At 42.1% G+C, this 22,484-nt stretch carries 20 protein-coding genes and 1 pseudogene; 8 read left to right on the top strand and 13 right to left on the bottom strand.

All coding sequences use genetic code 11. The features are described from left to right. Nucleotides 1-39: 39 nt before the first annotated feature. On the bottom strand, nucleotides 40-1,194 hold the full coding sequence (locus tag ACI2IW_RS05390; RefSeq protein WP_379544462.1) for a DEAD/DEAH box helicase: 1,155 nt from the start codon (nucleotides 1,192-1,194) through the stop codon (nucleotides 40-42). Between the two features lie 290 nt (nucleotides 1,195-1,484). Continuing rightward, on the bottom strand, nucleotides 1,485-1,700 hold the full coding sequence (locus ACI2IW_RS05385; protein WP_057760416.1) for a cold-shock protein: 216 nt from the start codon (nucleotides 1,698-1,700) through the stop codon (nucleotides 1,485-1,487). 446 nt (nucleotides 1,701-2,146) lie between these two features. On the opposite strand from ACI2IW_RS05385, the gene aroQ reads away from it, so the two are divergent. Next, on the top strand, nucleotides 2,147-2,683 hold the full coding sequence (gene aroQ / locus ACI2IW_RS05380) for a type II 3-dehydroquinate dehydratase (RefSeq protein WP_404692918.1): 537 nt from the start codon (nucleotides 2,147-2,149) through the stop codon (nucleotides 2,681-2,683). A gap of 123 nt (nucleotides 2,684-2,806) precedes the next feature. After that, nucleotides 2,807-4,108 carry an ABC1 kinase family protein gene (locus ACI2IW_RS05375; protein WP_404692917.1) on the top strand — a complete coding sequence of 434 codons (1,302 nt, stop codon included), beginning with the start codon at nucleotides 2,807-2,809 and terminating at the stop codon, nucleotides 4,106-4,108. 33 nt (nucleotides 4,109-4,141) lie between these two features. Here the strand turns inward: ACI2IW_RS05375 and ACI2IW_RS05370 are convergent, their stop codons facing one another. Then, nucleotides 4,142-4,972 (bottom strand): ion transporter, encoded by an 831-nt coding sequence (locus ACI2IW_RS05370; RefSeq protein WP_057760421.1) that lies wholly within the window; start codon nucleotides 4,970-4,972, stop codon nucleotides 4,142-4,144. A gap of 317 nt (nucleotides 4,973-5,289) precedes the next feature. Here ACI2IW_RS05370 and ACI2IW_RS05365 point away from each other — a divergent pair, with 317 nt between their 5' ends. Then, nucleotides 5,290-6,039 (top strand): YebC/PmpR family DNA-binding transcriptional regulator, encoded by a 750-nt coding sequence (locus ACI2IW_RS05365; protein ID WP_057760423.1) that lies wholly within the window; start codon nucleotides 5,290-5,292, stop codon nucleotides 6,037-6,039. Nucleotides 6,040-6,119: 80 nt separating this feature from the next. Here ACI2IW_RS05365 and ACI2IW_RS05360 read toward each other — a convergent pair whose 3' ends face one another. Together ACI2IW_RS05360 and ftsY are read right to left on the bottom strand one after the other, a co-directional pair. Further along, on the bottom strand, nucleotides 6,120-6,686 hold the full coding sequence (locus ACI2IW_RS05360; RefSeq protein WP_404692916.1) for a methylated-DNA--[protein]-cysteine S-methyltransferase: 567 nt from the start codon (nucleotides 6,684-6,686) through the stop codon (nucleotides 6,120-6,122). Nucleotides 6,687-6,740: 54 nt separating this feature from the next. Continuing rightward, entirely contained in the window at nucleotides 6,741-7,652 is a 912-nt protein-coding gene (gene ftsY, locus ACI2IW_RS05355) for a signal recognition particle-docking protein FtsY (RefSeq protein WP_227526712.1), read from the bottom strand. Between the two features lie 762 nt (nucleotides 7,653-8,414). Here ftsY and ACI2IW_RS05350 point away from each other — a divergent pair. The 3 genes from ACI2IW_RS05350 to ACI2IW_RS05340 all read left to right on the top strand — a co-directional run bounded on the left by ACI2IW_RS05350 (nucleotide 8,415) and on the right by ACI2IW_RS05340 (nucleotide 11,771). Beyond that, on the top strand, nucleotides 8,415-8,564 hold the full coding sequence (locus ACI2IW_RS05350; RefSeq protein ID WP_156410696.1) for a hypothetical protein: 150 nt from the start codon (nucleotides 8,415-8,417) through the stop codon (nucleotides 8,562-8,564). A 65-nt stretch (nucleotides 8,565-8,629) separates the two neighbouring features. Further along, the gene (locus ACI2IW_RS05345) at nucleotides 8,630-10,126 is read left to right on the top strand and encodes a M16 family metallopeptidase (RefSeq protein WP_404692915.1); all 1,497 of its coding nucleotides are present in this window, start codon (nucleotides 8,630-8,632) and stop codon (nucleotides 10,124-10,126) included. A gap of 67 nt (nucleotides 10,127-10,193) precedes the next feature. Further along, a complete protein-coding gene (locus ACI2IW_RS05340) occupies nucleotides 10,194-11,771 on the top strand; it encodes a M16 family metallopeptidase (RefSeq protein WP_404692914.1) in 1,578 nt (525 codons plus the stop codon). Nucleotides 11,772-11,919: 148 nt separating this feature from the next. Here the strand turns inward: ACI2IW_RS05340 and ACI2IW_RS05335 are convergent, their stop codons facing one another. Beyond that, nucleotides 11,920-12,495: a hypothetical protein gene (locus tag ACI2IW_RS05335; RefSeq protein ID WP_404692913.1), complete on the bottom strand. Its 576-nt coding sequence runs from the start codon at nucleotides 12,493-12,495 to the stop codon at nucleotides 11,920-11,922. Between the two features lie 268 nt (nucleotides 12,496-12,763). After that, the gene (locus ACI2IW_RS05330) at nucleotides 12,764-13,711 is read right to left on the bottom strand and encodes a D-Ala-D-Ala carboxypeptidase family metallohydrolase (protein ID WP_404692912.1); all 948 of its coding nucleotides are present in this window, start codon (nucleotides 13,709-13,711) and stop codon (nucleotides 12,764-12,766) included. Nucleotides 13,712-13,995: 284 nt separating this feature from the next. Between ACI2IW_RS05330 and rodA the strand changes: the two genes are divergently transcribed. Further along, nucleotides 13,996-15,138 carry a rod shape-determining protein RodA gene (rodA, locus tag ACI2IW_RS05325; protein ID WP_057760433.1) on the top strand — a complete coding sequence of 381 codons (1,143 nt, stop codon included), beginning with the start codon at nucleotides 13,996-13,998 and terminating at the stop codon, nucleotides 15,136-15,138. Nucleotides 15,139-16,244: 1,106 nt separating this feature from the next. Continuing rightward, a pseudogene (locus ACI2IW_RS05320) lies at nucleotides 16,245-16,586 on the top strand (septal ring lytic transglycosylase RlpA family protein); the annotation flags it as partial. A 161-nt stretch (nucleotides 16,587-16,747) separates the two neighbouring features. Here ACI2IW_RS05320 and radA read toward each other — a convergent pair. The 6 genes from radA to ACI2IW_RS05290 all read right to left on the bottom strand — a co-directional run bounded on the left by radA (nucleotide 16,748) and on the right by ACI2IW_RS05290 (nucleotide 22,296). Next, nucleotides 16,748-18,184, bottom strand: coding sequence for a DNA repair protein RadA (gene radA, locus ACI2IW_RS05315; protein WP_102094543.1), 1,437 nt, complete (start codon nucleotides 18,182-18,184; stop codon nucleotides 16,748-16,750). Nucleotides 18,185-18,577: 393 nt separating this feature from the next. After that, complete coding sequence (gene lptB, locus ACI2IW_RS05310) at nucleotides 18,578-19,288, bottom strand: LPS export ABC transporter ATP-binding protein (protein ID WP_379544987.1); 711 nt, start codon at nucleotides 19,286-19,288, stop codon at nucleotides 18,578-18,580. Between the two features lie 143 nt (nucleotides 19,289-19,431). Next, nucleotides 19,432-19,926, bottom strand: coding sequence for a lipopolysaccharide transport periplasmic protein LptA (gene lptA / locus ACI2IW_RS05305; protein WP_404692993.1), 495 nt, complete (start codon nucleotides 19,924-19,926; stop codon nucleotides 19,432-19,434). A 152-nt stretch (nucleotides 19,927-20,078) separates the two neighbouring features. Next, entirely contained in the window at nucleotides 20,079-20,663 is a 585-nt protein-coding gene (lptC, locus tag ACI2IW_RS05300) for an LPS export ABC transporter periplasmic protein LptC (RefSeq protein ID WP_057760443.1), read from the bottom strand. After that, a complete protein-coding gene (locus ACI2IW_RS05295; RefSeq protein WP_404692911.1) occupies nucleotides 20,660-21,226 on the bottom strand; it encodes a KdsC family phosphatase in 567 nt (188 codons plus the stop codon). The genes lptC and ACI2IW_RS05295 overlap by 4 nt, the downstream gene beginning before the upstream one ends. A 77-nt stretch (nucleotides 21,227-21,303) precedes the next feature. Then, the gene (locus tag ACI2IW_RS05290) at nucleotides 21,304-22,296 is read right to left on the bottom strand and encodes a KpsF/GutQ family sugar-phosphate isomerase (protein WP_341609220.1); all 993 of its coding nucleotides are present in this window, start codon (nucleotides 22,294-22,296) and stop codon (nucleotides 21,304-21,306) included. Nucleotides 22,297-22,484: the final 188 nt, after the last annotated feature.

The following is a 22,484-nucleotide window of genomic DNA, read 5'->3' as shown; positions in this document are numbered from 1 at the left end:
AGGGCTTTTGCTTGTTAAATAGTGCTCAGTTTATAGCAATTATTCCTGCCATTGTTCAAGCGTAAACTTGGTTTCTAAATGCTTCTCTAATGCCGGTATATTAAAGGCATCATCCTCACTCACAAAACTGATACTAATACCTGTCTGGCCTGCACGGCCCGTACGACCAATGCGGTGTACATAATCATCTGGTTGGTCAGGCAAAGTAAAGTTAACCACATGGCTGATATCATCGACATGGATACCGCGCCCTGCTACATCTGTCGCCACCAAGATAGACGCGTGACCATCTTTGAAACGCTGTAAGTACTTCTCACGTTTTTGCTGGATGACATCGCCCGAGAGCATTACAATATTATGCGCTTGACGCAGTTTGTGATACAGACGCTTTACTTGGTCTTTACGATTGGCAAAGACGATGACCTTCTCTACTGCTTCATCACTGATAATACGCTGCAAGGCGTCTAGCTTTTGGTCTTCTGTCAGTAAATAAAAATGCTGATCTACTAACTCGCTGGTCTTGTGTTCAGGCTCAATTTCAACAAACTGAGGCTCATGTAACCAACGATAGGCCAAATTCATAACATCTTGGTTAAAGGTTGCAGAAAACAACAAGCTTTGACGATCGGTATTGGCAGGCATTCGTCCAACTAGGCGCTTGATATCAGGAATGAACCCCATATCTAACATGCGATCGGCTTCATCAAGTACCAGTACCTCTACTCTATCTAGATACACCATGCCTTTATTAGCAAGGTCAATTAGACGGCCAGGCGTCGCTACCAAGATATCAACGTATTGACGTTCAAGCTCATGCTGCTGAGTTTCATAGTTAGTACCGCCCATAATACAGACGCTATGTAGCGAGGTATATTTGGTTAATGCAATACAGTCATCAAATATTTGCTGAGCCAGTTCGCGAGTTGGCGCCATGATCACAGCGCGCGGCTCACCAAGATAACGCTCTTCGTCGTTGGTAAATGGACGCTTAAGCAAGGCTTCCATAATAGTCAGTAGAAAAGTCGCTGTTTTCCCTGTGCCCGTTTGTGCTTGTCCGATAGCATCTTGATGTGCCAATGTATGCGGTAGTATCTTTGCTTGAATGGGTGTCAATTCAGTAAAGCCTAGATCACTTACTGCACGCAGGGTCGCTGTTGAAAGTGGCAAATCAGTAAACGTTGTAAAATTGCTCAAAAAAATATCCTTTTAAATGAATTGCTTGTATTTTATTAGTTATAAATAGGCTCACAATGAACCTTTATAGTGTCAAATGTAGCGTTTAAACCGTAATCAGTAAGAGTAGCTTTATCAAGTCTGGGGAAAGCCATCAGACATATAGGCATAAAAAAAGCCAAGCCCAAATCCAATCCTACCAAATATGCTGCAGTTCACTCAACATAGGTAAGATAAGATGGGCTTGACTCAGTAGTATATCAGTAGTTTGTACAGACATTATAACTAAACCGCTTTAATGTCTGAGTAAATTACTCTTCTATCTTTCTGACTTCTTCAGCTTGAAGACCTTTATCACCTTCTACTACGCTGAACTCAACTTTTTCGCCATCTTTTAGAGAACGATAGCCATCACCCTGAATCGCGCGGAAATGGACAAAAATATCTTCTCCGCTGTCACGTTGAATGAAACCAAAGCCTTTTGAGTCATTAAACCACTTAACGATACCTTGCTCACGAGCTGACATAATATTACTTCCTAAAAAAGTCCGCTTAGCCCTAGCTTCCTTTGCGACATTGCATATAAACAGGGTCTAAGATTATGAAATCAAAAATTAAGAGTATTACTACTCTACTTATCATCGTCTATGCAGTACTTTAATTACCTACATAATACTTCTATAACGAATTTGCTAAACGCCCTTATCGTCACGAAACTTGATGATAGCAACAAACTTGCAATATTTATTGCATAAAAAATATCATAGCACGGGTTTTTAGCAACATAAAGACTTTTAATATGCTTTTTGATATCTAAATAATCTTTTTAGACAAATTTTTATAACCTAGCTGGCAAGCTGTTATGATAAAGAGCAAAATGCGTTGAAGCCATTTTAGCTTAACGCCGCGCACCTTAGATTATTCTTATATTATAATAAATTATTAACACCGCCCAATAGTTACCGAGACCATTATGACCGCCTCCACTCCCTCAAAAACAGCCGAACAATCGACTAACGTAAATTCAAATCAAATACTGACTCATAAATTACTACTGGTAAATGGCGTAAATCTAAATTTACTAGGCAAGCGAGAACCGCACATTTATGGTCATACGACACTTGCCGATATAGAAAAGCAATTAGTTGAGCACGCCGCTCGTCACGATGTAGAGTTAATATGCATACAGTCCAACCATGAAGGTAAGTTAGTAGATGACATTCAGCATTATGGATTATTGGCGGATAAATCTGCCCAAGTCGATGCTATTATTATCAATCCGGCTGCATTTACGCATACTTCAGTGGCTCTGCGCGATGCGCTATTGGCTACCCAAAAGCCATTTATAGAAGTACATTTATCCAATGTTCATGCCCGTGAGCCTTTCCGTCATCATTCATATCTAAGTGACGTTGCGGTCGGGGTTGTTTGCGGCTTGGGACAATTAGGCTATCAAATGGCGCTTGATTACTGGTTGAGCAATATGTATGCAGTTGACACGAACAAATGATATGACGGCGCTTACTTTTTTATAAATAATTACTCGCGTCTTCACACATTAGTCAAACAGTAATCTTGCAACTAAAATAATAGAATTACGACTGAGTAAACAACCCATTATACGGTGACATGAATGGCAAAATCGTCCGGAAAACGCTTTATGAAACTCGCTGGCATGACAGCGAGTATTGCTGGCAAAGCCGCCAAAAACTCATTTAAGCATCTCTCAAGTGACGAAGAGAAACGTCTGCAAGCTCGCTCAGATCTGATGCAAGATGTGGGTGTTCAAATTGCCGAAACGTTGGGTGAGATGAAAGGCGCAGTGATGAAGGTCGGACAGATTGCTTCACAATATAAGGATGTGTTCCCGCCTGAGGTTGCGTCAGCGCTCGAAAAGCTACAGAAAGATGCGCCGCCAATGCCGTATGCGCAGATAAGAGCCCAAGTTGAACGCGAACTAAAAGCGCCGATCTTAGAATTGTTTAGCGAGTTTGAAGAGACACCTTTTGCCGCAGCATCCATTGGACAAGTGCACAAAGCGACGTTACCATCTGGTCAAAAAGTGGTGGTCAAAGTCCAGTATCCTGATGTTGATGAAAACTGTGATAGCGACCTCAAACAAGTACGTATGGCATTAAAAATCGCTGGCGTGCTCAATATGAGTAAGCAACTACAAGAGCAGCTTTTTAATGAGATTCGCCAGAGCTTGCATGATGAATTGGACTATGTCAAAGAAGCTCATAACTTACGAGTATTCGGCGCTTTTCATGCAGAAGATGAAGGCCTTATTATTCCCAAAGTGATTAGCAGCCATTCTTCTAGACGGATTTTAACGCTGACCGAAGAGATGGGAGAGACATTGACTGTCGCTGCGACATGGGACAATGACGTCAAACAAAAAATAGCAGAGCGCCTATTTCATTTTACCGCAGGGCAGCTATTTGGCTTATACCGTATGCACTGCGATCCTCATCCAGGTAACTTCGCGTTCCGTCATGACGGCAGTGTCGTGGCTTATGATTTTGGGGGTATCCGCAGTTATAGTGATAGCGAAGTACAGCTATTTAAACGCTTTGTCAAACATGCACTAAGAGGTGATGTCACTGCACTTGAGCAAGATTTGATTGCGCTAGATATTCGCCGCGAAGATGACAAGAACATCCCTGGTGAGTTTTATGAAAAGTGGCTATCAATCGGACTCAAACCTTTATCCATTAGCCCCTATCAAGAAGGCGCATTTGATTTTGGGAGTAGCCAAGTACATCACGAGGCCATTGCACAGATGCGTACGTCTTTGAAGTACTTTGGTCAGTTTCAACCCTCAGCTACCACTATGATGCTAGACCGTACTGTATCAGGACAATATTGGAATCTGGTCAATCTAGGCGTCGAGATCGACCTGTCACCACTGGTTGATGAATATATCGATGCGTAGTAAGTATACTGACTGTCACGATTAAATCTATCTCTAGATATGTAGCGCGTGTCCGCAACGATCGCAAAAGTCTGCCCCTACTGCATGGCCGAATTTACCACAGTTTGGACAAGTCACTGGGTTCAACTGTGGACGCATGTTACGTGCTAGCTCTGACGTAAAAATACCTGTTGGTACAGCAATAATCGAATAACCCGTGATCATGACCATGGTTGCAATTGCTTGGCCGAGCGGTGTCTTGGGTGACATATCACCATAGCCAACCGTCGTCATCGTAACAACGGCCCAGTAGATAGACAATGGAATACTGGTAAATCCATTTTCCGGCCCTTCTACGACATAAATAATTGAACCAAAGATGGTTACCAATAATACAAGCGATAAGAAAAAGACCGTAATTTTCTGTTGACTGGTTTTTAATGCAGACGCCAAGAACCCAGCCTGTTGCATATAAGCTTTGAGCTTAAGAACGCGGAACACACGTAAAATACGTAATACCCGTATCACGAGTAGATACTGCACGCCCACAAACATTAGGCTCAAATAACTTGGCAATACAGACAGTAAGTCTACTATCCCAAAGAAACTAAAAGCATAGCGTAAGCGGTTGGGTGCTGAAAACAGCCTTAACGCATACTCAATAGTAAACAAAATGGTAAAAAACCACTCTGCATAAAAGAACAACGTGCCATACTGCAAACGCATATATAGCACACTATCAAGCATGACGACGGCCACACTGGCTAAAATTGCAATCAGCAATACAATATCAAAGAGCTTACCCAGACGAGTATCTGTGCCTTCAATAATGATATGCGTACGGTTACGCAAGTGTGTAAGAGCTTCGGCGGTTGGTTGCTTCATAGAATCAGTACTTTATAAAATCAATGGCTTGATATCACGCAATGACTTAAAATGTGATGGATAAGGGCAAGTTGGTCAAAATAGCTAAAACTGGTTTATAATATCGCTCACCTATCACAGTGAATACAATCTATAAGTTGCCACAGTGTAGCAAAAAAGCACTCTCAACAACATACAAATCATTAACGTGCCAGTAGCGCTACTACCTCAAATAGACAAAGTAATGATAGTATAAAATCAGGCAATCAGATATCGAAGGTTGTTGTTGATCACTTTTTTTACCCATAAAAATAGTACGTAGAACTTAAGGATGTTATATGGCAGGCCATTCAAAATGGGCAAATATTAAACACCGTAAAGCCCGTCAGGATGCAGTAAGGGGTAAGATATTTACCAAGATTATTCGCGAAATCGTTTCAGCTGCCAAACAAGGCGATCCCGATCCTGACAAAAACCCACGCTTACGTGCCGTTATCGAAAAAGCCCTATCCGTCAATATGACGCGCGACACGATTAATCGTGCTGTCGACCGTGGTACAGGCGGCGGTGATAATGAGAATATGGAAGAAGTCAGTTACGAGGGTTATGGTGTTGGTGGTGTGGCTGTATTGGTCGAAACCATGACGGATAACCTTAACCGTACGGTCAGCGAAGTACGTCATGCTTTTACCAAGAATGATGGTAATCTTGGCACATCAGGCTCAGTGGCGTATTTATTCACTAAACGTGGCGAGATCACTTTTAACGATGTCAGCTTAGAAGATGAAGTCATGCTCGTTGCACTAGATGCGGGCGCCGTTGATATTGAAAATGATGGCGAAAGCTTACTCGTTATCACAGAATGGGAAAGTTTCGGTCAAGTCCAAGATGCCCTTAATGCGGCTGGTCTTGTTTCTGACAACGCCGAGGTCACTATGTCACCATCTACCACGGCTGAGATCGACAATGTCGATGATGCTGAAAAAATCATAAAGATGATTGATATGCTAGAAGATGCTGATGATGTGCAAGAAGTTTATACTAACGTGAACTTCTCTGCTGAAGTCATGGCTCAGCTTGAAGCATAAGCGTATTAATTGTTCAGTAAAAAGGGCCAGATACTAAAAGTATTTGGCCCTTTTTTATTAAGACAGGTTTGGACTCATTTTTACGTCCAACTTCCTTCTAGTGCTAGTAAATACTCTTTTTTATCTAGCCCGCCTGTATAACCACCAAGCTTGCCATCGCTTGCAATCACTCGATGACAAGGCACGATAATGCTAAAAGGGTTTTTGCCATTGGCCTGCGCAACCGCGCGAAATCCTTTTGGACTATCCACACGCTTTGCTAATGTGGCATAGCTAATCGTTTCGCCATACTCAATACCTTGCAGTGCCTGCCATACTCTTTGCTGAAACTCAGTACCCATAGAGAAGTCTAAAGGCAAATCCAATGTCTTACGTTTACCATCAGCATAGTCTTTGAGTTGGGAAATCGTTTCTATTAATAATGCTTGAGCAGGTTCATTCATGCTTAGGCTATTTCTATCTATAAAAGTAAAGTCTTCATCTGTCAGATCATAGTGCTTTTTAAGTTTAGGTACAGATTTTGAGCTATGCCATGAGTTACCTGCCAGCAGCCAGTTGGCTTCAACGAGCATAGGCTGACCATGCTCGTTGACACGAGCAATCAGTGTTAATCGATGTGACCCAAAGGCTGCTGTGGTAACTATCATAGCGTCTACTTCCCTATTCTTTTAAAAATGATTTACCAGATAAAACTGGCTCTCTTATTCTTTATCATCGGTCTCGAACAAAGCGGCGACAAATTGTTTCGGACTAAAAGAACGCAAGTCATCAATCGACTCACCCACACCAATATAGCGGATAGGCACATCTGTCGTTTCGGCAATATTAAATACCACGCCACCTTTAGCAGTACCATCTAACTTAGTAATAGTGATGCCCGTTAGCGGCACAACTTTATTAAACAGCTCGACTTGGTTGATAGCATTTTGACCCGTGCCAGCATCTAGCACAATCATACCTTCATGCGGGGCGCTTGGATCCGCTTTACGCATGACACGTACGACCTTCTCCAACTCTGCCATCAAATGTGTCTTGTTTTGCAGACGTCCCGCAGTATCGGCAATGAGCACATCGATATTTTTTGCCTTGGCTGACTGCATCGCATCAAAAATGACAGAAGCGCTGTCAGAACCATGACCTTGCGCTACCACTGGAATATGATTGCGCTCGCCCCAAATCTGTAACTGCTCAGTAGCTGCCGCACGGAACGTATCACCCGCTGCCAGCATGACTGATTTACCCTCGCCCTGCAGACGCTTGGCAAGCTTACCAATCGTTGTAGTTTTCCCTACACCATTGACACCTACTACCAATATAACAAACGGCTTTTTGCTAGTATCAATCACCAATGGCTCAACTTTTGGTGTGAGGATATCAACCAACTCACTTTGTAATGCTTTATATAGAGAGTGTGCGTAAATCAAGTCACCACGATCTGTCTGCTCGGTAAGGCTCTTGATGATACGGTTCGTCGCGTTGACGCCGATATCCGCTACCAGTAGCTGATCTTCGACTTCTTCTAATAGCTCATCATCAATCTCTTTACCACCGATTAAGATACTGACCATACCTTCGGCTAAGTTTTTGCGTGACTTGCTGAGGCCCGTTTTCATACGGTTGAACCAGCTGCCCTTTTTCTTATTTTCTTTAGTCTCTTGTGACTCTGTAGCAGACTCTTTGCTAGTAGCTGCCTGTGCGTCATTGTCAGCCACTGGGTTTACACTTGGCGTATCACCCAATTGCTCTTGCAACGGCATAGCAGGAATAGTCGACGCAGTATTAGTTTGACTTGTAGCGGCTGTCTCTGTAGCGTTCGAAAAACTTTCAGAGTCACCTTTAGGGACATTATGCTCTTCTGTCATGACAATTGGCGTGGCCAAAGCAATATTTTCTGCAGCGTCATTGCTAGAGACGTCTTGGTTTACCGTACTGTCCTTTTGTGGAGCAACACTCTCTGTTTCATCAATAATGGGCACAGATTGCACCGGTAGACTGGGTAAGGTAATATCATCGTCATCTAAGTCGTCAAGACCAGCATCAAGGTTGATGACTACGCGGTTGCTATTGTTTGGGTTGTTCATAAGTTTGCCCTAAAAGTTATCACGATTAATTATTTGTTTATTGTTAATGGATTTGCATATTGTCATCTGGATACGAACGACATGACATCTAATTTTGACCTATTTTAGCATAATTCAAGTCATGCTCAGCCCTTACCCTATTGGACTATCGTCAAAATTTATCTATTTAAAAAATAACTCAATGGTTTGAGAAAGTTTTGCTTAAGGTTTGGACACAAAATTCTGACCTGTTACTTGTCAGACTTCGCCTACTCTACCAAGACTTATTCGATAAATACTTATTAGGAATCCGTTATGTCATTATTCTCTAAGCACTATAAAAAAATCAGCAGCATCAGTGTGGCTGTTTTATTAACGACGACTATATTGGTGACAGGTTGCACCACGACGCAAGAGTTTAGACCAACTGCTAGTGTTATGGTTGGTGCTCAGACCTCTTTGTAATGCCATTTATTACTATGATTAGCATCTAATTCTTCTATTATTATTTTATATAAGTAGACCATACCATGCCATTGCCTTTACCTCTAGCAGCTGCGCCATTACGCATGGCTTGTGCCTTAGCAGTAGCAGCGTCACTTGCTGCCTGTCAAACCAACACAATGCCTACTGATTCTACAACCGTGACAAGCTCAATCGCAACCGATAGCTCGGCTCAAAATATATCAAATGAAAATAAAACGAGCAAAGACACACAGCCGTCCGAGTTGACAATGGACATGTCAGGTCGACATGAATATCAGTTAGAAAACGGTCTAAAAGTCGTTATAAAAGAAGACCACCGTGCCCCAGTAGCTATGACACAAATCTGGTACAGAGTGGGCTCGGCAGATGAGCCTCTTGATAAAGGTGGTATCTCTCACTTACTCGAGCACATGATGTTTAAGGGCACGACCAATGTTTCTAGTGATGATTATGAGCGGCTAATTGCTAAGTTTGGCGGCGTCAACAATGCCTTTACCAGCTATGACTATACCGGATACTACGAGCTGTTCCCTGCCAATCGTATGCCATTAGCGTTAGAGCTTGAAGCAGATCGCATGAAAAACCTTATATTCGATGAAAAAGAATTTGCCAAAGAGCATCAAGTGGTCATGGAAGAGCGTCGCCAACGTACTGATGACAATCCCCTTGCCAAAGCGTATGAGTCATTTCGTCTGCTGGCCTTACCTGACAGCCCAAAGGGTGAGTCTGTTATTGGGCCTATGAACGAGCTAGAATCGATCAAACTTTCAGATTTAAAAGACTGGTATAAGATATGGTATGCACCAAATAATGCAACGTTAGTCATCGTCGGCGACGTGCAACCACAAGAAGTACTTACTCAAGTCAAACGTTACTTCGGTGATTTAGAAAAAAGCAACCTACCCAAACGTACTTCTGTGACTCAAAAAGGCTTCCGTGGTTATCAAAAGGTAAACTCTGAGCAAGCCGTACAAGTACCCGTTCTACTGATGGGTTACAACGTGCCAAGCCTTGCCACGGCAGGCACCAACAATGAAAAACAAGCTTATTCCCTGTCACTCGCTCAAGATGTACTCGATGGCGGCTTATCTGCACGCTTAGAGAGTCGACTGATACGTGAGCAAGGTCTGCTTACCACGGTTGGTACTTCTTACGACTTGTTAGATCGCGGAGATGGGCTGTTTTTGATTCAAGCCACACCTCGTGAAGGCGTCAGCTTAGAGCAAGCACAACAAGCTATAACTTCGGAAATAGAAAAGTTAAAAACCGATCCTATTGCCGATGATGAAATCAGTCGCGCCAAGACCAATACGGTTACTGGTTTGATCTATGCACAAGACAGCATGGAAGGACAAGCGCGTATGATTGGCTCGTTACAGTCTATCGATCTAGATGACAGACTGCTTGCTAAACTGCCAGCTAAGCTCGACGGTATCAGTGTGGCTGACATTCAGGCTGCCAGTAAAAAATATTTGGTCAAGGACAACTTAACGGTGATGCATGTCGTGCCACCTAAAGACAATAAAACCTCAGCGAAATAGTCGCTGCCTATTATCAAACGTCTCATAGAAATGACCATAACACCGTATTCTTAATAAGAAGAAACTCATGATTCAGAATAAATACGACTCCAAAGCAAGACAAAAATCTTTTAAGACTGCTTCATCCTCTATAAAAGGCACTATAGCATCTACAAAGCGAGCCTACCTCAGTGCTAGCGTAGTTTTTGCTTTTAACGTCTTAGCTACTACCGCGCAGGCAGATACAACAGCTGCTGAAGATTACCGCGCACCTACTGCAGTCGATGCAAGTGCGCCAATTGCTGCTCTATCTAAGCTAACCAGCTTAGATGATGACAAACCTTTAAAAGTCACCGTACCGACCATTCAGCAGTTTGAGACCAAGTCAGGCGTACCTGTTATGTTTGTACAAACGACCACCTTACCAATCGTCGATGTTGATTTGCGTTTTAATGCTGGTAGCGCGCGTGATGGTAGTATCAAAAAAGAAGGTTTTGGTATTGCTAATATGACAGCGACGATGCTCGAACAGGGCTCAAAAAGTCTAGATGAAAACGCATTTACACGTGCAGTGGAAACGTTGGGCATCAATCTAAGCAGTAGCGCCTATAAGGATATGTTCATCGTTTCACTACGTAGCTTATCCGATGACAAGCATCTCCTGCCAGCCATTGATTTAATGACACAGATGGTAAGTGAGCCTACGTTTGACGAGCAAGTTCTAGCACGCAATAAAGCAAGACTGTTGGTCGGCCTACAGCAACAGAAACAAGATCCCAATAGCCTAGCAAGTATCGCTTTCAATGATGCTTTGTACGGTACTCACCCTTACGCGCATCCATCAGTCGGCACGCTAGAAAGCGTTCCTACGATTGAGAAACAGCAACTGATAGACTTTAAAAACAAATATCTGGTAGCAGCAAACGCATCTGTTGCTATGACTGGCAACCTGACATTAGAACAAGCCAAAAAACTGGCAGAAGACATCACTGCTAAATTGCCCGCTGGCCAAGCTGCCACTGATTTACCTGAGCCGAAACCGCTTACCAAAGCGCAGCACGTTCATATTCCATTTCCAAGCACTCAAACCACTGTACTCATGGGACAGCTGGGTAGTAAACGAGCTACCGACCCAATAGCACAGCAGCAGCAGACCAACTTTGCTGTTGGAAACGAAGTCATGGCTGGCAGTGATTTTAATGCGCGACTAATGACTGAGGTGAGACAAAACCTTGGCTATACTTATGGAATCTCAGGATCGATGAACCCAATGCTCTCTCGAGGTCCCTATCAGGTTGGTTTTTCAACACGTAATGACAAGGCGCGTGCGGCTATTGATGCAAGCCTAGCGGTTATCAACGAAACGCTGGACAAGGGTATCACCAATGAGGAGATGCGCTTAACTACAGATAATTTGAAAAATAGCTTTCCGATGGGATTTGCAAGCAATGCTGGTATTAATGGCTTACTCGGAATGATGAACTTTTACCAATTACCGAATAACTACTTAGCTGACTATACCAATCGCATTGATCAAGTCACACTTTCAGAGGTCAATCAAACCATGCGAGATACGCTAAAACCTGATAACTTTTTGATAGTTACGGTTGGACAAGAAGATCCGTGGAAAGAAAAGAAAGCGGCAAAAAAAACCAGTAAGAAATAAATCGCTAGGAAGCAATATTAGAAATAAGCGTTATCAATCAAACGGACGTATTATAAATGGTAAAGAATACTGCTTATAATATGTCCATTTAAATATTTGAATTAGTATAATCTTTAAATAAAAAGTGAAATATTAGGAATGCTTAGTATTAAGAATACTTGGCATCAGAAATTTTTAGCGCAACATCATAGACAAAATGCTCAGGCTTATGGGTAGCCCCGTTATAGCTCAAACGGATAACATGCTTATCATAAGACGTCACTTTATAATTACCATTGGCAAAGTTATGTAGCGTCGGCACAATTAATAATGCTTCTATTTGACGGTTATCTACTTTAACATTGAGGCGCTGACCCTCTCGCGGATATAAGAAATAATCACAGTAGTCATTTACCATGACTTCTGATATACGTTCGATAACCTGATTACCTGTTTCTTCTTGAATTAATTTTGGACAGACATCAGAGCGCTTAGAGGCTAAACGAGCGTAAGAGTTCTTGATACTATCTTCTATCTCTTTAGAGCTTTGTATATGTCTATCAGCCTTATCCGTCACTATCATATTGTTTTCAGAGGACATCTCTGTACTACACGCACTAATCAGCAATACCGACATAAGTGCAGAAGTAAACAAAGCACCATACATATAGTTAGAGTGCAAAAAACTTTGTTTCTCGTTATTTAATTTATGATAGCTTTTCATTGTCGAGCGCTGATTTTTCATAGTTTTCGCTTAAAGTAAATTTGGTGGTTTTCTTTATAAGCCATGAAAATATAAAGGCGATTGATAACACATATTATTAAAGCATAGTTTTTAAAGACCAAACAAATTTTTAATGAACTCATGCGTCTAGCCTATAAATCCTACCAAATAATTACAAAATTATTATTTTTAGTAAACACCGGAATAGTATATATAAAAATGAATATATATCTAGTGTTATCTCGGCTAACTTTATATTTATTCAAACTTTCGATTCTTGACAAGTCAATTAATAGCGGCAAGAAGAAGAACTACTAGCGTGATTGAACCCCCACTTACGATAACCATCAGTATCTAAATGAATAGCTCCCGTCGCATATAATCCTAAGCCAAAGTTATAAGGCTGCCCTTGATACTGCCAAAACTGACATAAGCCATCATGCATGGTACTCAAACGCCATAGATTGTCTTCGTACTCAGGCACCCAGATATCCATAGCACTTGCATTCATATGCTTACTACTGTCTGCCCCGCCTGCACAGTCATTCAAACCTGGGTTACGATATACCGAACGTATCTCACTGCTGAGTGGTAAAATACCTTGGTTTTTCAACTCACTATAAAGGCGCAATGTTGGTACAATGTTAGACCATAGCTCTTGAGGTGGCAATTGATACGGCTCATACCCGCATTTACTCCAGCTACGAGCAGTCGTCAGCAGTTGCGACAGTGGCGGTACATTCTGTGACCCGACTCGTGCGCTAAGATAGCGTTCATACTCTGCTACCTGTCTGGCACGATAGCTATTGCTATTTAACCACGCGTTAAAGTCCATATTCATAGAATCGTTATAAGCACCATTGTAGGTGTTGTTTGCTGTACTATAAGTAGTACCGCGTCTCACTACATTCACACGTTTGTTTTCTTCAATGGACAATCTAGCATCAATTTCGAAATCACGCTGCTTTTGTACAATCAAGTTTTGCATACTGTCGCCATTTGATGCATTCGCACCACTCAACATGGTGACACCAGGACGCTGATATGAGCTGTTGGTAGAGGGCGTTATATACGCATTACTGTTATTGCTTGTACTGCTACTGTGACGTATTTGAATACGGCGTTCACTATCGTCACTGATAATAACGGCATGGGCACTGACACTGCCAGCACATAAGATAAGAGTAATAATAGGTTGGCAAATTTGCCTATACGCATGGATTTTTGATTTTATCATTGCAAGAAACTACCGCTAAAAACGTTTTATCGATACTATCAAATTTTCAACAAGCAGGCTAAACTATCGCTTCTAATTTGAAGTCCAATATTGATAATTAACACTTATCCTTACAACTTTTATAATTGAGTGACTTTATTATTATTTGTGAATTATATAGCCATTGCTTGCTCGCATATTTTTATTAAAGTCGGTACTTTTAAGTACGCTTCTCATCATTATTTATAATGAGCTAATTTAGTTAGTACTTCCCTCCTACACCAATTGTTAGCCAAATTCTGCCTATGTCTTCTAACCCGCAATATCGTTTTTCACGTCAAAGCCATCATTTGGGTCAAGGTCACGCACCGACACTATGGCAACGCATTCATATCGACCCATGGTTAACCTTACTGTTATTGACGGTTTGTTGCATTGGTCTGACGATTCTATACAGCGCCGCCAGCCAAGATATTGGTATGGTCATTCGCCAAATGGTCAGTTATGGTGTGGCATTCGCTGTGATGTTTACCATGGCGCAGATACCGCCCAGTCTCTATCGTACTTTCACGCCCATATTTTATGTCTTAGGGCTTATATTATTAGTGCTGGTAGATATTATCGGTGAAGTACGTATGGGTGCTCAGCGCTGGATCAACTTGCCTGGGTTCGGTAGTGTGCAGCCTTCAGAGTTCATGAAGCTGGGCATGCCAATGATGTGTGCTTGGTTTTTATCTAAGCGTGATTTGCCACCGTCAGCGTCTAGCATTGCTATTACCTTGGCATTAATCATTGTACCAGTGCTATTAATTGCCAAAGAGCCTGATCTTGGTACGTCACTACTGGTCGCTGCTAGTGGCATATTTGTGCTTTTCTTAGCAGGCCTTTCGTGGCGATTGATTTCTGCTGCTGTAATTTTGGCTGTGCCATTTATTGCTTTTGCTTGGAACTTTTTGCTCCACGACTATCAGCGTACACGGGTATTGACACTCCTTAATCCTGAAGCAGATGTACAAGGCGCTGGGTGGAACATCATTCAATCGAAGACAGCCATTGGTTCTGGTGGTCTCACTGGAAAAGGCTATCTGGAAGGCACGCAATCACACCTACATTTCCTACCAGAGGGCCATACTGACTTTATTATTGCCGCCTTCTCCGAAGAGTTTGGTTTACTCGGTGTGATGCTACTGATGTTCATTTATTTCTGCCTTTTATCACGCGCCTTATATATCGCTTTCACTCATCCTGATGTTTACAGCAGATTGTTGGCTGGTGCTATCGCCATGTCTTTCTTTGTTTATATATTCGTCAATGTTGGTATGGTTGGCGGCATTTTACCTGTCGTAGGTGTTCCACTACCATTCATTAGTTATGGTGGTACGGCTATCGTGACTTTGATGGCAGGATTTGGCTTGCTCATGTCTATCCATACACATAAATCTGGCTAACTGGGATAAGATACTTTCTGTATAGATCGACTTTCGAGTAAGTCGTTGTAATAATTATGGTAGTACCATTAAGATAAATTGTTTTATACTACTAATGATTTGATAAAAGACGATCAGCCATAGCGCGAAGAGGAGTTTTATTCTGAGCGCTATGGCTTTTTTATTTTAATGGTTTTCATATAATGTATGTTTGTATTAATCACTATACTAGTTACAAATCTGAAATAATTGTTCGTTTTAGCGCCTCTTATTTTTAGTAGTAAGTAGGCATAATTTCCAATATAAGTTAACCACCTATAAGTCTAGAAAGATTTTATTCCTTGTTTTTTACAAAAAATTGCGTTAACCTCGTTTTACTGTACTCTGATACATAACCCGTACATAGCTACTAATAAACTTTGCATTTAAATATATTTAGGTTGTAGCGTAGCCGTATAGTTAGCATCTTGTAGATTCCAGACTTTCAAATACACTACTTAATTAACGGTTTGATAACAAAGCGATACGCGATGTCCTCTGAACCTTTTATTAACGTAGCATTCTAAAGAAGTTTGTATATCGCACATCATGTAAATACGACATATAGTGACATTGTCACTTAGTCCTGATTTTGGACTTTGTATTCAATGCTTATCGCTAACTATCATTTAAGCGTATCGTCAGTCACTTTAGTTCTATTTCTGCTGAATACTGATGATAATGAAATGAAAAATTACCATATATTAATATCTATAAGAGCCATTCATTAATCAATATGAAAACAATAGATTAATGCCATGCTCAATCTAAAATATTTAGAGTTAGGTTTTGATGTATAAGTTATAGAGGTATTTATGAACAAGCGTTTATCTGGTTTACTTACAATGTCAGCAATGTTATTTGCTGGCTCTGCAGTCGCTACCAATGCAAATGCTGTAGAAGCAAAGACCACACTTGCTATGATTTCGCAAGATAACGCCTCCCACATTGACCGTGTACTTGGTGAATTAAGCCGTCAACATGATGGTGCATCAAGTTTGGTAAAGTCAGCCCGTCAGCCAACTTCATTGGCGCTTAGCAGCTCATTGTTAGCCAATGATACGACACAAGTTACCAATGATGAAGATGTATTAGAGCGCCTAACAGCTGTTGCCTCTAACTCTGTCAGCAAATTTAAGCAGACTGGTCTTGCGTCTTGGTATGGTCGTAAGTTTCATGGTCGCAAGACTGCCAGTGGCGAAACTTTCGATATGAACGGTTTAACTGCAGCGCATCGCTCATTGCCATTGAACTGCTATGTCAAAGTTACTAACAAGACTAATGGCAAAAGTGTCGTGGTAAAAGTGAACGATCGCGGCCCATTCCATGGTAACCGTGTATTAGACTTATCTTATGGTGCTGCCAAAAAACTCGGTATTACGAGTAAAGGCGTGGGTAACGTTGCTATTGAGCGTGTTGCAGGACCTTAATTTTAGATATCAGTTTTAAAGACCAATAATATTGCTAGCCCATATAGCAAAAAAGCCTAACTAATCATTAGTTGGGCTTTTTTTATGGTTTATATTTATCGCTCTATGCTAATAGTAGCGACTAAGCTAGTCAAAACGAAGTACTATTAGTCCTATGTACCTTATAACTCAAATGCGCTTTCGATAGCATCATCGAGTCGCTCAACAGCAATCACATTGATACCCTTAAACTGAGGCGCATCTTTAGCAGGTGCATTGGCCTTTGGAATGATGGCATGCTTAAATCCATGTTTCATCGCTTCCTTCAGGCGCTCTTGTCCATTAGGTACTGGGCGGATTTCGCCCGATAGACCAACTTCGCCGAATACTGCTAATGAAGATGGTAGCGCTCTCTCTTTAATACTTGAAGCACAGGCCAACAGTACAGCCAAATCAGATCCTGTCTCTATGACTTTGACGCCACCAACGACGTTGACATAGACATCTTGTCCACTGGTATGTATTCCACCGTGACGATGCATCACTGCTAATAGCATGGATAAACGTTGGAAATCTAGACCCAATGCCATCCTTCTAGGCGAACCTTGTGAATCATCAACCAAGGCCTGCACCTCTACTAGCAACGGCCTTGTACCTTCACGACTGACCATCACCACAGAACCTGCAACAGGTTTGTCATAACGACTTAAAAATATCGCTGATGGATTGGCGACTTCTTTGAGCCCCATATCGGTCATACCAAAGATACCCAGTTCATTAACCGCACCAAAGCGATTCTTGACCGCACGAATCATACGAAAACGCGAGTCAGACTGGCCTTCAAAATAAAGTACGGTATCAACCATATGCTCTAATACTCGCGGACCTGCTAGCGTACCTTCCTTAGTTACATGTCCGACTAAAAATAGCGCTGTCCCTGTTTGCTTAGCATAGCGCGTCAAAATCGCCGCAGACTCTCTAATCTGACTGACACCACCTGGCGCAGAGTTGATAGCGTCCGTATAAATCGTCTGAATAGAATCAATAATAGCAATGGCTGGCTGCTCTTGCGTTAATGCAGCACAAATGGTTTCTACGTTAGTTTCGGCCAGTACACGCAGTCTATCAGCAGGCAAGTCTAATCGCTTGGCTCGCATGGCCACCTGTGCAAGTGACTCTTCACCCGTCACGTATAACGCACTACCTGCTAGTGAATCCGCCCGTGCCATATTGGTTGCCGTTTGCAGTAGAATCGTTGATTTACCAATACCTGGATCACCACCAATTAACACCACAGAACCTGCCACTAGTCCACCGCCGAGTACGCGATCAAACTCACTGATACCGGTTGGTAGGCGCGTGTCGAGCGTCACACTTACTGCATTAAGCGGCATAACAGCACTGTGAGTACCAGAGTAGTTACCAGCTGGCGCACTGGTACCACGAGTAGCAGCTCGTGCGTTATTGGGCTTCGCGGTGCTCTTGTTATGATGGGGCATGCTGACATTTGGAGCTTCGACCAAGCTATTCCATTCCCCGCAATCCGTACACTGCCCGGCCCATTTACCAAAATGCGCGCCACAATGCTGACAGACATAGCTGCTTTTATTTTTTGCCATAGCTTATAAGCCTTATTCAGAGGATCAATCGAGAATAATGAAGAAAGTATTGTCACGCTTTATAAGCGCTGATTCAAAAATATTTGTCATGATAAGTCAGCCATTGGTTTTGCAAGCTGTACTTGAAAGAGGATGATGTTAATTGTAGAGATATTAATTGTAGATATAAGTAGTAACTGGCTTATAAGCTCTATATAAAATAGTTTTAGCCAGCTCTATTAGTTAATCAGAAAATACAAAACTGTTGGTATAAATTTTACGCAGCGTTTGGAAAGCAAAATGCATAGGAAGTAAGGAAAATCCATACCAGCATAACTCTACTTCAACGGCTCCTTTGTGTTTTGAGCGCACTATATAAAATAGAGTATGAGATAAAAAATTTAACGCTCTTACTTATACTTGAAAGTCTTTACCTAGATAAACAGATTTTACTAAATCATTTTCTAACACTTCAGCCGAAGTACCTTCTGCAATGATAGCGCCTTCTGATACAATATAAGCCTTCTCACAAATAGCCAGTGTATCTCGAACATTGTGATCCGTGATTAAAACGCCAATGCCACGATTTTTTAACGTCAAAATAACGTCTTTAATATCACCGACAGAGATAGGATCTACCCCTGCAAAAGGCTCATCCAATAAGATAAACTTAGGATCAGCGGCCAATGCTCGCGCAATCTCACAGCGACGACGCTCACCGCCTGACACGCTCATACCCTGAGACTTGCGCACATGTTCTAAATGGAACTCGCCAATCAACTTTTCAAGTTCTTGCTGCTGTTCAGCTTTACTTAATTCTGTGCGAGTCTGTAGGATAGCTAAGATATTGTCTTCGATAGATAATTTACGAAAGATTGATGCCTCTTGCGGTAGATAGCCGATACCCGCACGCGCACGCTCATGCATTGCGTATTTAGATAAGTCCATTTTACCTAGCGTAACACGGCCCTTATCCATATTGACCAGTCCCACCACCATATAGAAGCTAGTTGTTTTACCCGCACCGTTAGGTCCCAACAATCCGACGACTTGACCCTGTTCGACAGAAAATGAAACGTCTTTGACTACCCAACGTTTACCATAGCGTTTGCCTAAATTTTGCATAGTCAATCGAGCGACGGGCGCCGTATTGGTATTTGATGCCGATAGGTCTAGATTTTTATCATCGCTCATAACTTACTCTTACTTTCACAAAATTTAAGCATTGCTAAAGGCAGACTTATTTACTCATAGCCTGTTTGTTTGGATTAACGTACGCCACTTTGGTTTGTACCATTGTTAGGCGGGAATACCAATTCAACGCGCTGATTACCACCAGCGGTTGCTTCAACATCACCTGCTTTTAGGCTATAACGGATAACATTACCAGCGAAGCTTGCACCATTTTGAACCAGTTTTGCATTACCAGTTAGTGTAATAATTCCAGACACTGCGTTGTAGTCAATCTTATTAGCCTGCCCTTTTGCCAAGCCTTTCTCTTGCGTGACTACTTGCTGCATAGTCGCTGGACGGCCAGTTGCTACCGCTGAGTTAATGCTACGCTGCTGAGATAGATTGACCGTGATGTTGTCGGCCGTCATCTTAAACGTACCTTGAGTAATAATGACATTACCTGCATAACTGGTCACGCCGGTACGCTCACTATAAGTGGCTTTATCCGCTAGCAATTTGATCTGCTGATTAGAATCTGATGGCAATGCATGACTATATAGCGGTAGCGCCAATAACATCACCATTGGCATTGCGCGCAATTTGTGCAAGCAGAGTGATGATGCGCGTAAAGTAGGCAAAAATTTAAGTTTCATATAAATAACTCATTTCATAATAGGTGGTAGGATTTGCAAACTTTATGCTAGCTGCTATTTTTTGATACGGTAAATAAGAAAGACTTTGATTAAAATAATGCTTTATCTTGGCGTTCAGATGGAGAAAAGGCAACAGCCACTTGGCCAAATTCATATTCTCCCGTCTCGAGATTGGCAGTCATACTAGAGGCTTCAAATCGATTCATGCCTTGTTCGATTTTCACAGGCGCGTCACTGTATACTTTGCCTGATTTAGTATTACCTTTTAGCGTACTACCAGTTACTTTTATTGGTTCGATATCAGGGGTACTCTTATTGCCTTCGCTCACCAGTGTAAATCCACCTGATAAACTAAGCTCCCCTGTCTGTTGACTAATAGCTGCACTGCCCGCTTGAATACGATAGCGTTGCTCTGCAGATGGTTCCCAATTCATGGTAATGCCTGACATTTCATCCTGATTGGTCTCAGGATTATGTGTCAAAGATTCAGCAGTAAGCTCGTATTCGGTTTCGCCTTGCTCATTCGTCTGTACAGCTTTGATATCCGTGGCTTCATAATCGACATCTGTCGTTTCGATGTTGACTGGCGGCGTTACGTCGCCTTGCTGCTGAAAAAACCAACCCGCGATACCAGCAATAATTAAGGCTAATACAATTAAGACACGTGTATTCACGACTGGTTATCCTGAGTTAGTGCCTTATCAAGCGTGTAATGCGCGATAAAGTCTTGATAATGTCCATGACCTTTTAAAATAAGGTCACATATCTCGCGCACCGCTCCAGTACCGCCAGCACGAGTCGTTACCATGTCACTGCGCTTGATGACTTCAGCATGCGCGTTAGGTACGGTTGCCGCAAACCCTACTGTTTGCATCGCTTTAATGTCTGGTAAATCATCACCCATATAGGCACAGTCGGCCGCAGTGATATTCATGGCAGGATCTAGAGAAGACAGCAGCTCGTTTAGCGCAACAAGCTTATCATCACGGCCTTGCACCACATGGTTGACGCCCATTTCTGCTGCGCGCTTATTCACCATGGCACTACTACGGCCGGTAATAATGGCTGTTAAAATACCGTAACGGGCTAGAGACTTAACACCCACACCATCCTGTACTGAGAACGCTTTGGTCTCGACACCATTGGCATCATAGATAATTTGACCATTGGATAAAATTCCATCGACATCCATGACCAATAGTTTTACTTGTCCAGCTTTCTGTATCAAGTCCTGCATTATTTGTCTCTTTTTAATATTTATTTTCGAAGCGTTATTCTATATAGCTTAACTATTTCAACGGCAACTCACAAACCTTATTTGACACCAGCTTGCAGCAAATCATGCACGGTAATAATAGCTTCTAAACGATCTTCATCATCAATAATCAATAACTGGCTAATACTACTCTCATTCATGACACTTAGCGCATCTGACGCACGCATCGTTTTACTGATATGGCGTGGATTGCTAACCATTACTTCATGCATTGGCGTTTGTAGGTCGATGCCTTTTTCTAACCCTCGGCGCAAGTCACCATCTGTGAACACACCGACGACCTTATTGTTATCATCAGTCACTACTGTCATGCCCAATCGCCCAGCAGACATGGTAAACAAAGCTTGTTGCAATGGGGCTTGCTGATGAATCAAAGGCAAGTCTTCTGACTTGGTATGCATCAAATCTTCGACACGCGTCAATAGCTGACGACCCAGGGCACCAGCAGGATGTGATAATGCAAAATCTTCAGAAGTAAAATTACGTGCGTGTACTAAAGCCACCGCTAACGCATCCCCGAGCGCTAAAGTAGCTGTCGTACTGGAGGTAGGCGCTAGATTAAGTGGACAAGCCTCTTGCGACTGACCGAGCGTCAATACAATGTCAGCTGCTCGTGGTAGCATACCGCGCTTATCACGACTGATACTGATGAGAGGGATATTTAGATGCTTAACAACTGGCAATAACATTTTGATTTCATCTGACTCACCTGAGTTTGAAATAGCAAGCAGCACATCACCTTTTACAAGCATACCCAAATCACCATGCCCTGCTTCACCAGGATGCATAAAAAAAGCAGGCGTGCCAGTTGAGGCGAAGGTCGCTGCAATCTTGCGTCCAATTAGCCCCGACTTACCCATGCCCGTGACTACCACTCGACCTTTACAAGTCAAAATAATGTCACATGCTTGTGCAAATCTGTCGTCAATCTGCTCTGTTAGTAATGCTAATGCAGATATCTCTGTGTTAATGGCCTCAATAGCAGTGGTAATAAATTGCTCATGGGTTAAGTTGTTTTTGGTATCACTCATGAATCCGCTCTATTTTTATAATGAATCAATACTTCATTTTACTACACTATCTTTCATATTAGTAATGGTCTACAAAATCTACACTAATATAGTGCTTTACACTGAATAAAGAGCTTGCTGCTATCTATACAAAAAAAACCCACTATATCAGCAGGTTTTAAACGAATAAATCATGTCTTAATATTTTT

It is taken from the genome of Psychrobacter sp. NPDC078501, assembly GCF_044900935.1.
Taxonomy (GTDB): domain Bacteria; phylum Pseudomonadota; class Gammaproteobacteria; order Pseudomonadales; family Moraxellaceae; genus Psychrobacter.
Note: the sequence above shows the minus strand (reverse complement) of the source record. Positions and strands in the feature narration are given on the sequence as shown.

What these genes read in the sequence shown, in the direction of transcription:
- ACI2IW_RS05385 (WP_057760416.1), bottom strand. Translation starts at nt 1,700, where the DNA reads ATGTCAGCTCGTGAGCAAGGTATCGTTAAGTGGTTTAATGACTCAAAA.
- aroQ (WP_404692918.1), top strand. Translation starts at nt 2,147, where the DNA reads ATGACCGCCTCCACTCCCTCAAAAACAGCCGAACAATCGACTAACGTA.
- ACI2IW_RS05375 (WP_404692917.1), top strand. Translation starts at nt 2,807, where the DNA reads ATGGCAAAATCGTCCGGAAAACGCTTTATGAAACTCGCTGGCATGACA.
- ACI2IW_RS05370 (WP_057760421.1), bottom strand. Translation starts at nt 4,972, where the DNA reads ATGAAGCAACCAACCGCCGAAGCTCTTACACACTTGCGTAACCGTACG.
- ACI2IW_RS05365 (WP_057760423.1), top strand. Translation starts at nt 5,290, where the DNA reads ATGGCAGGCCATTCAAAATGGGCAAATATTAAACACCGTAAAGCCCGT.
- ACI2IW_RS05360 (WP_404692916.1), bottom strand. Translation starts at nt 6,686, where the DNA reads ATGATAGTTACCACAGCAGCCTTTGGGTCACATCGATTAACACTGATT.
- ftsY (WP_227526712.1), bottom strand. Translation starts at nt 7,652, where the DNA reads ATGAAAACGGGCCTCAGCAAGTCACGCAAAAACTTAGCCGAAGGTATG.
- ACI2IW_RS05350 (WP_156410696.1), top strand. Translation starts at nt 8,415, where the DNA reads ATGTCATTATTCTCTAAGCACTATAAAAAAATCAGCAGCATCAGTGTG.
- ACI2IW_RS05345 (WP_404692915.1), top strand. Translation starts at nt 8,630, where the DNA reads ATGCCATTGCCTTTACCTCTAGCAGCTGCGCCATTACGCATGGCTTGT.
- ACI2IW_RS05340 (WP_404692914.1), top strand. Translation starts at nt 10,194, where the DNA reads ATGATTCAGAATAAATACGACTCCAAAGCAAGACAAAAATCTTTTAAG.
- ACI2IW_RS05335 (WP_404692913.1), bottom strand. Translation starts at nt 12,495, where the DNA reads ATGAAAAATCAGCGCTCGACAATGAAAAGCTATCATAAATTAAATAAC.
- ACI2IW_RS05330 (WP_404692912.1), bottom strand. Translation starts at nt 13,711, where the DNA reads ATGATAAAATCAAAAATCCATGCGTATAGGCAAATTTGCCAACCTATT.
- rodA (WP_057760433.1), top strand. Translation starts at nt 13,996, where the DNA reads ATGTCTTCTAACCCGCAATATCGTTTTTCACGTCAAAGCCATCATTTG.
- radA (WP_102094543.1), bottom strand. Translation starts at nt 18,184, where the DNA reads ATGGCAAAAAATAAAAGCAGCTATGTCTGTCAGCATTGTGGCGCGCAT.
- lptB (WP_379544987.1), bottom strand. Translation starts at nt 19,288, where the DNA reads ATGCAAAATTTAGGCAAACGCTATGGTAAACGTTGGGTAGTCAAAGAC.
- lptA (WP_404692993.1), bottom strand. Translation starts at nt 19,926, where the DNA reads ATGCCAATGGTGATGTTATTGGCGCTACCGCTATATAGTCATGCATTG.
- ACI2IW_RS05295 (WP_404692911.1), bottom strand. Translation starts at nt 21,226, where the DNA reads ATGCAGGACTTGATACAGAAAGCTGGACAAGTAAAACTATTGGTCATG.
- ACI2IW_RS05290 (WP_341609220.1), bottom strand. Translation starts at nt 22,296, where the DNA reads ATGAGTGATACCAAAAACAACTTAACCCATGAGCAATTTATTACCACT.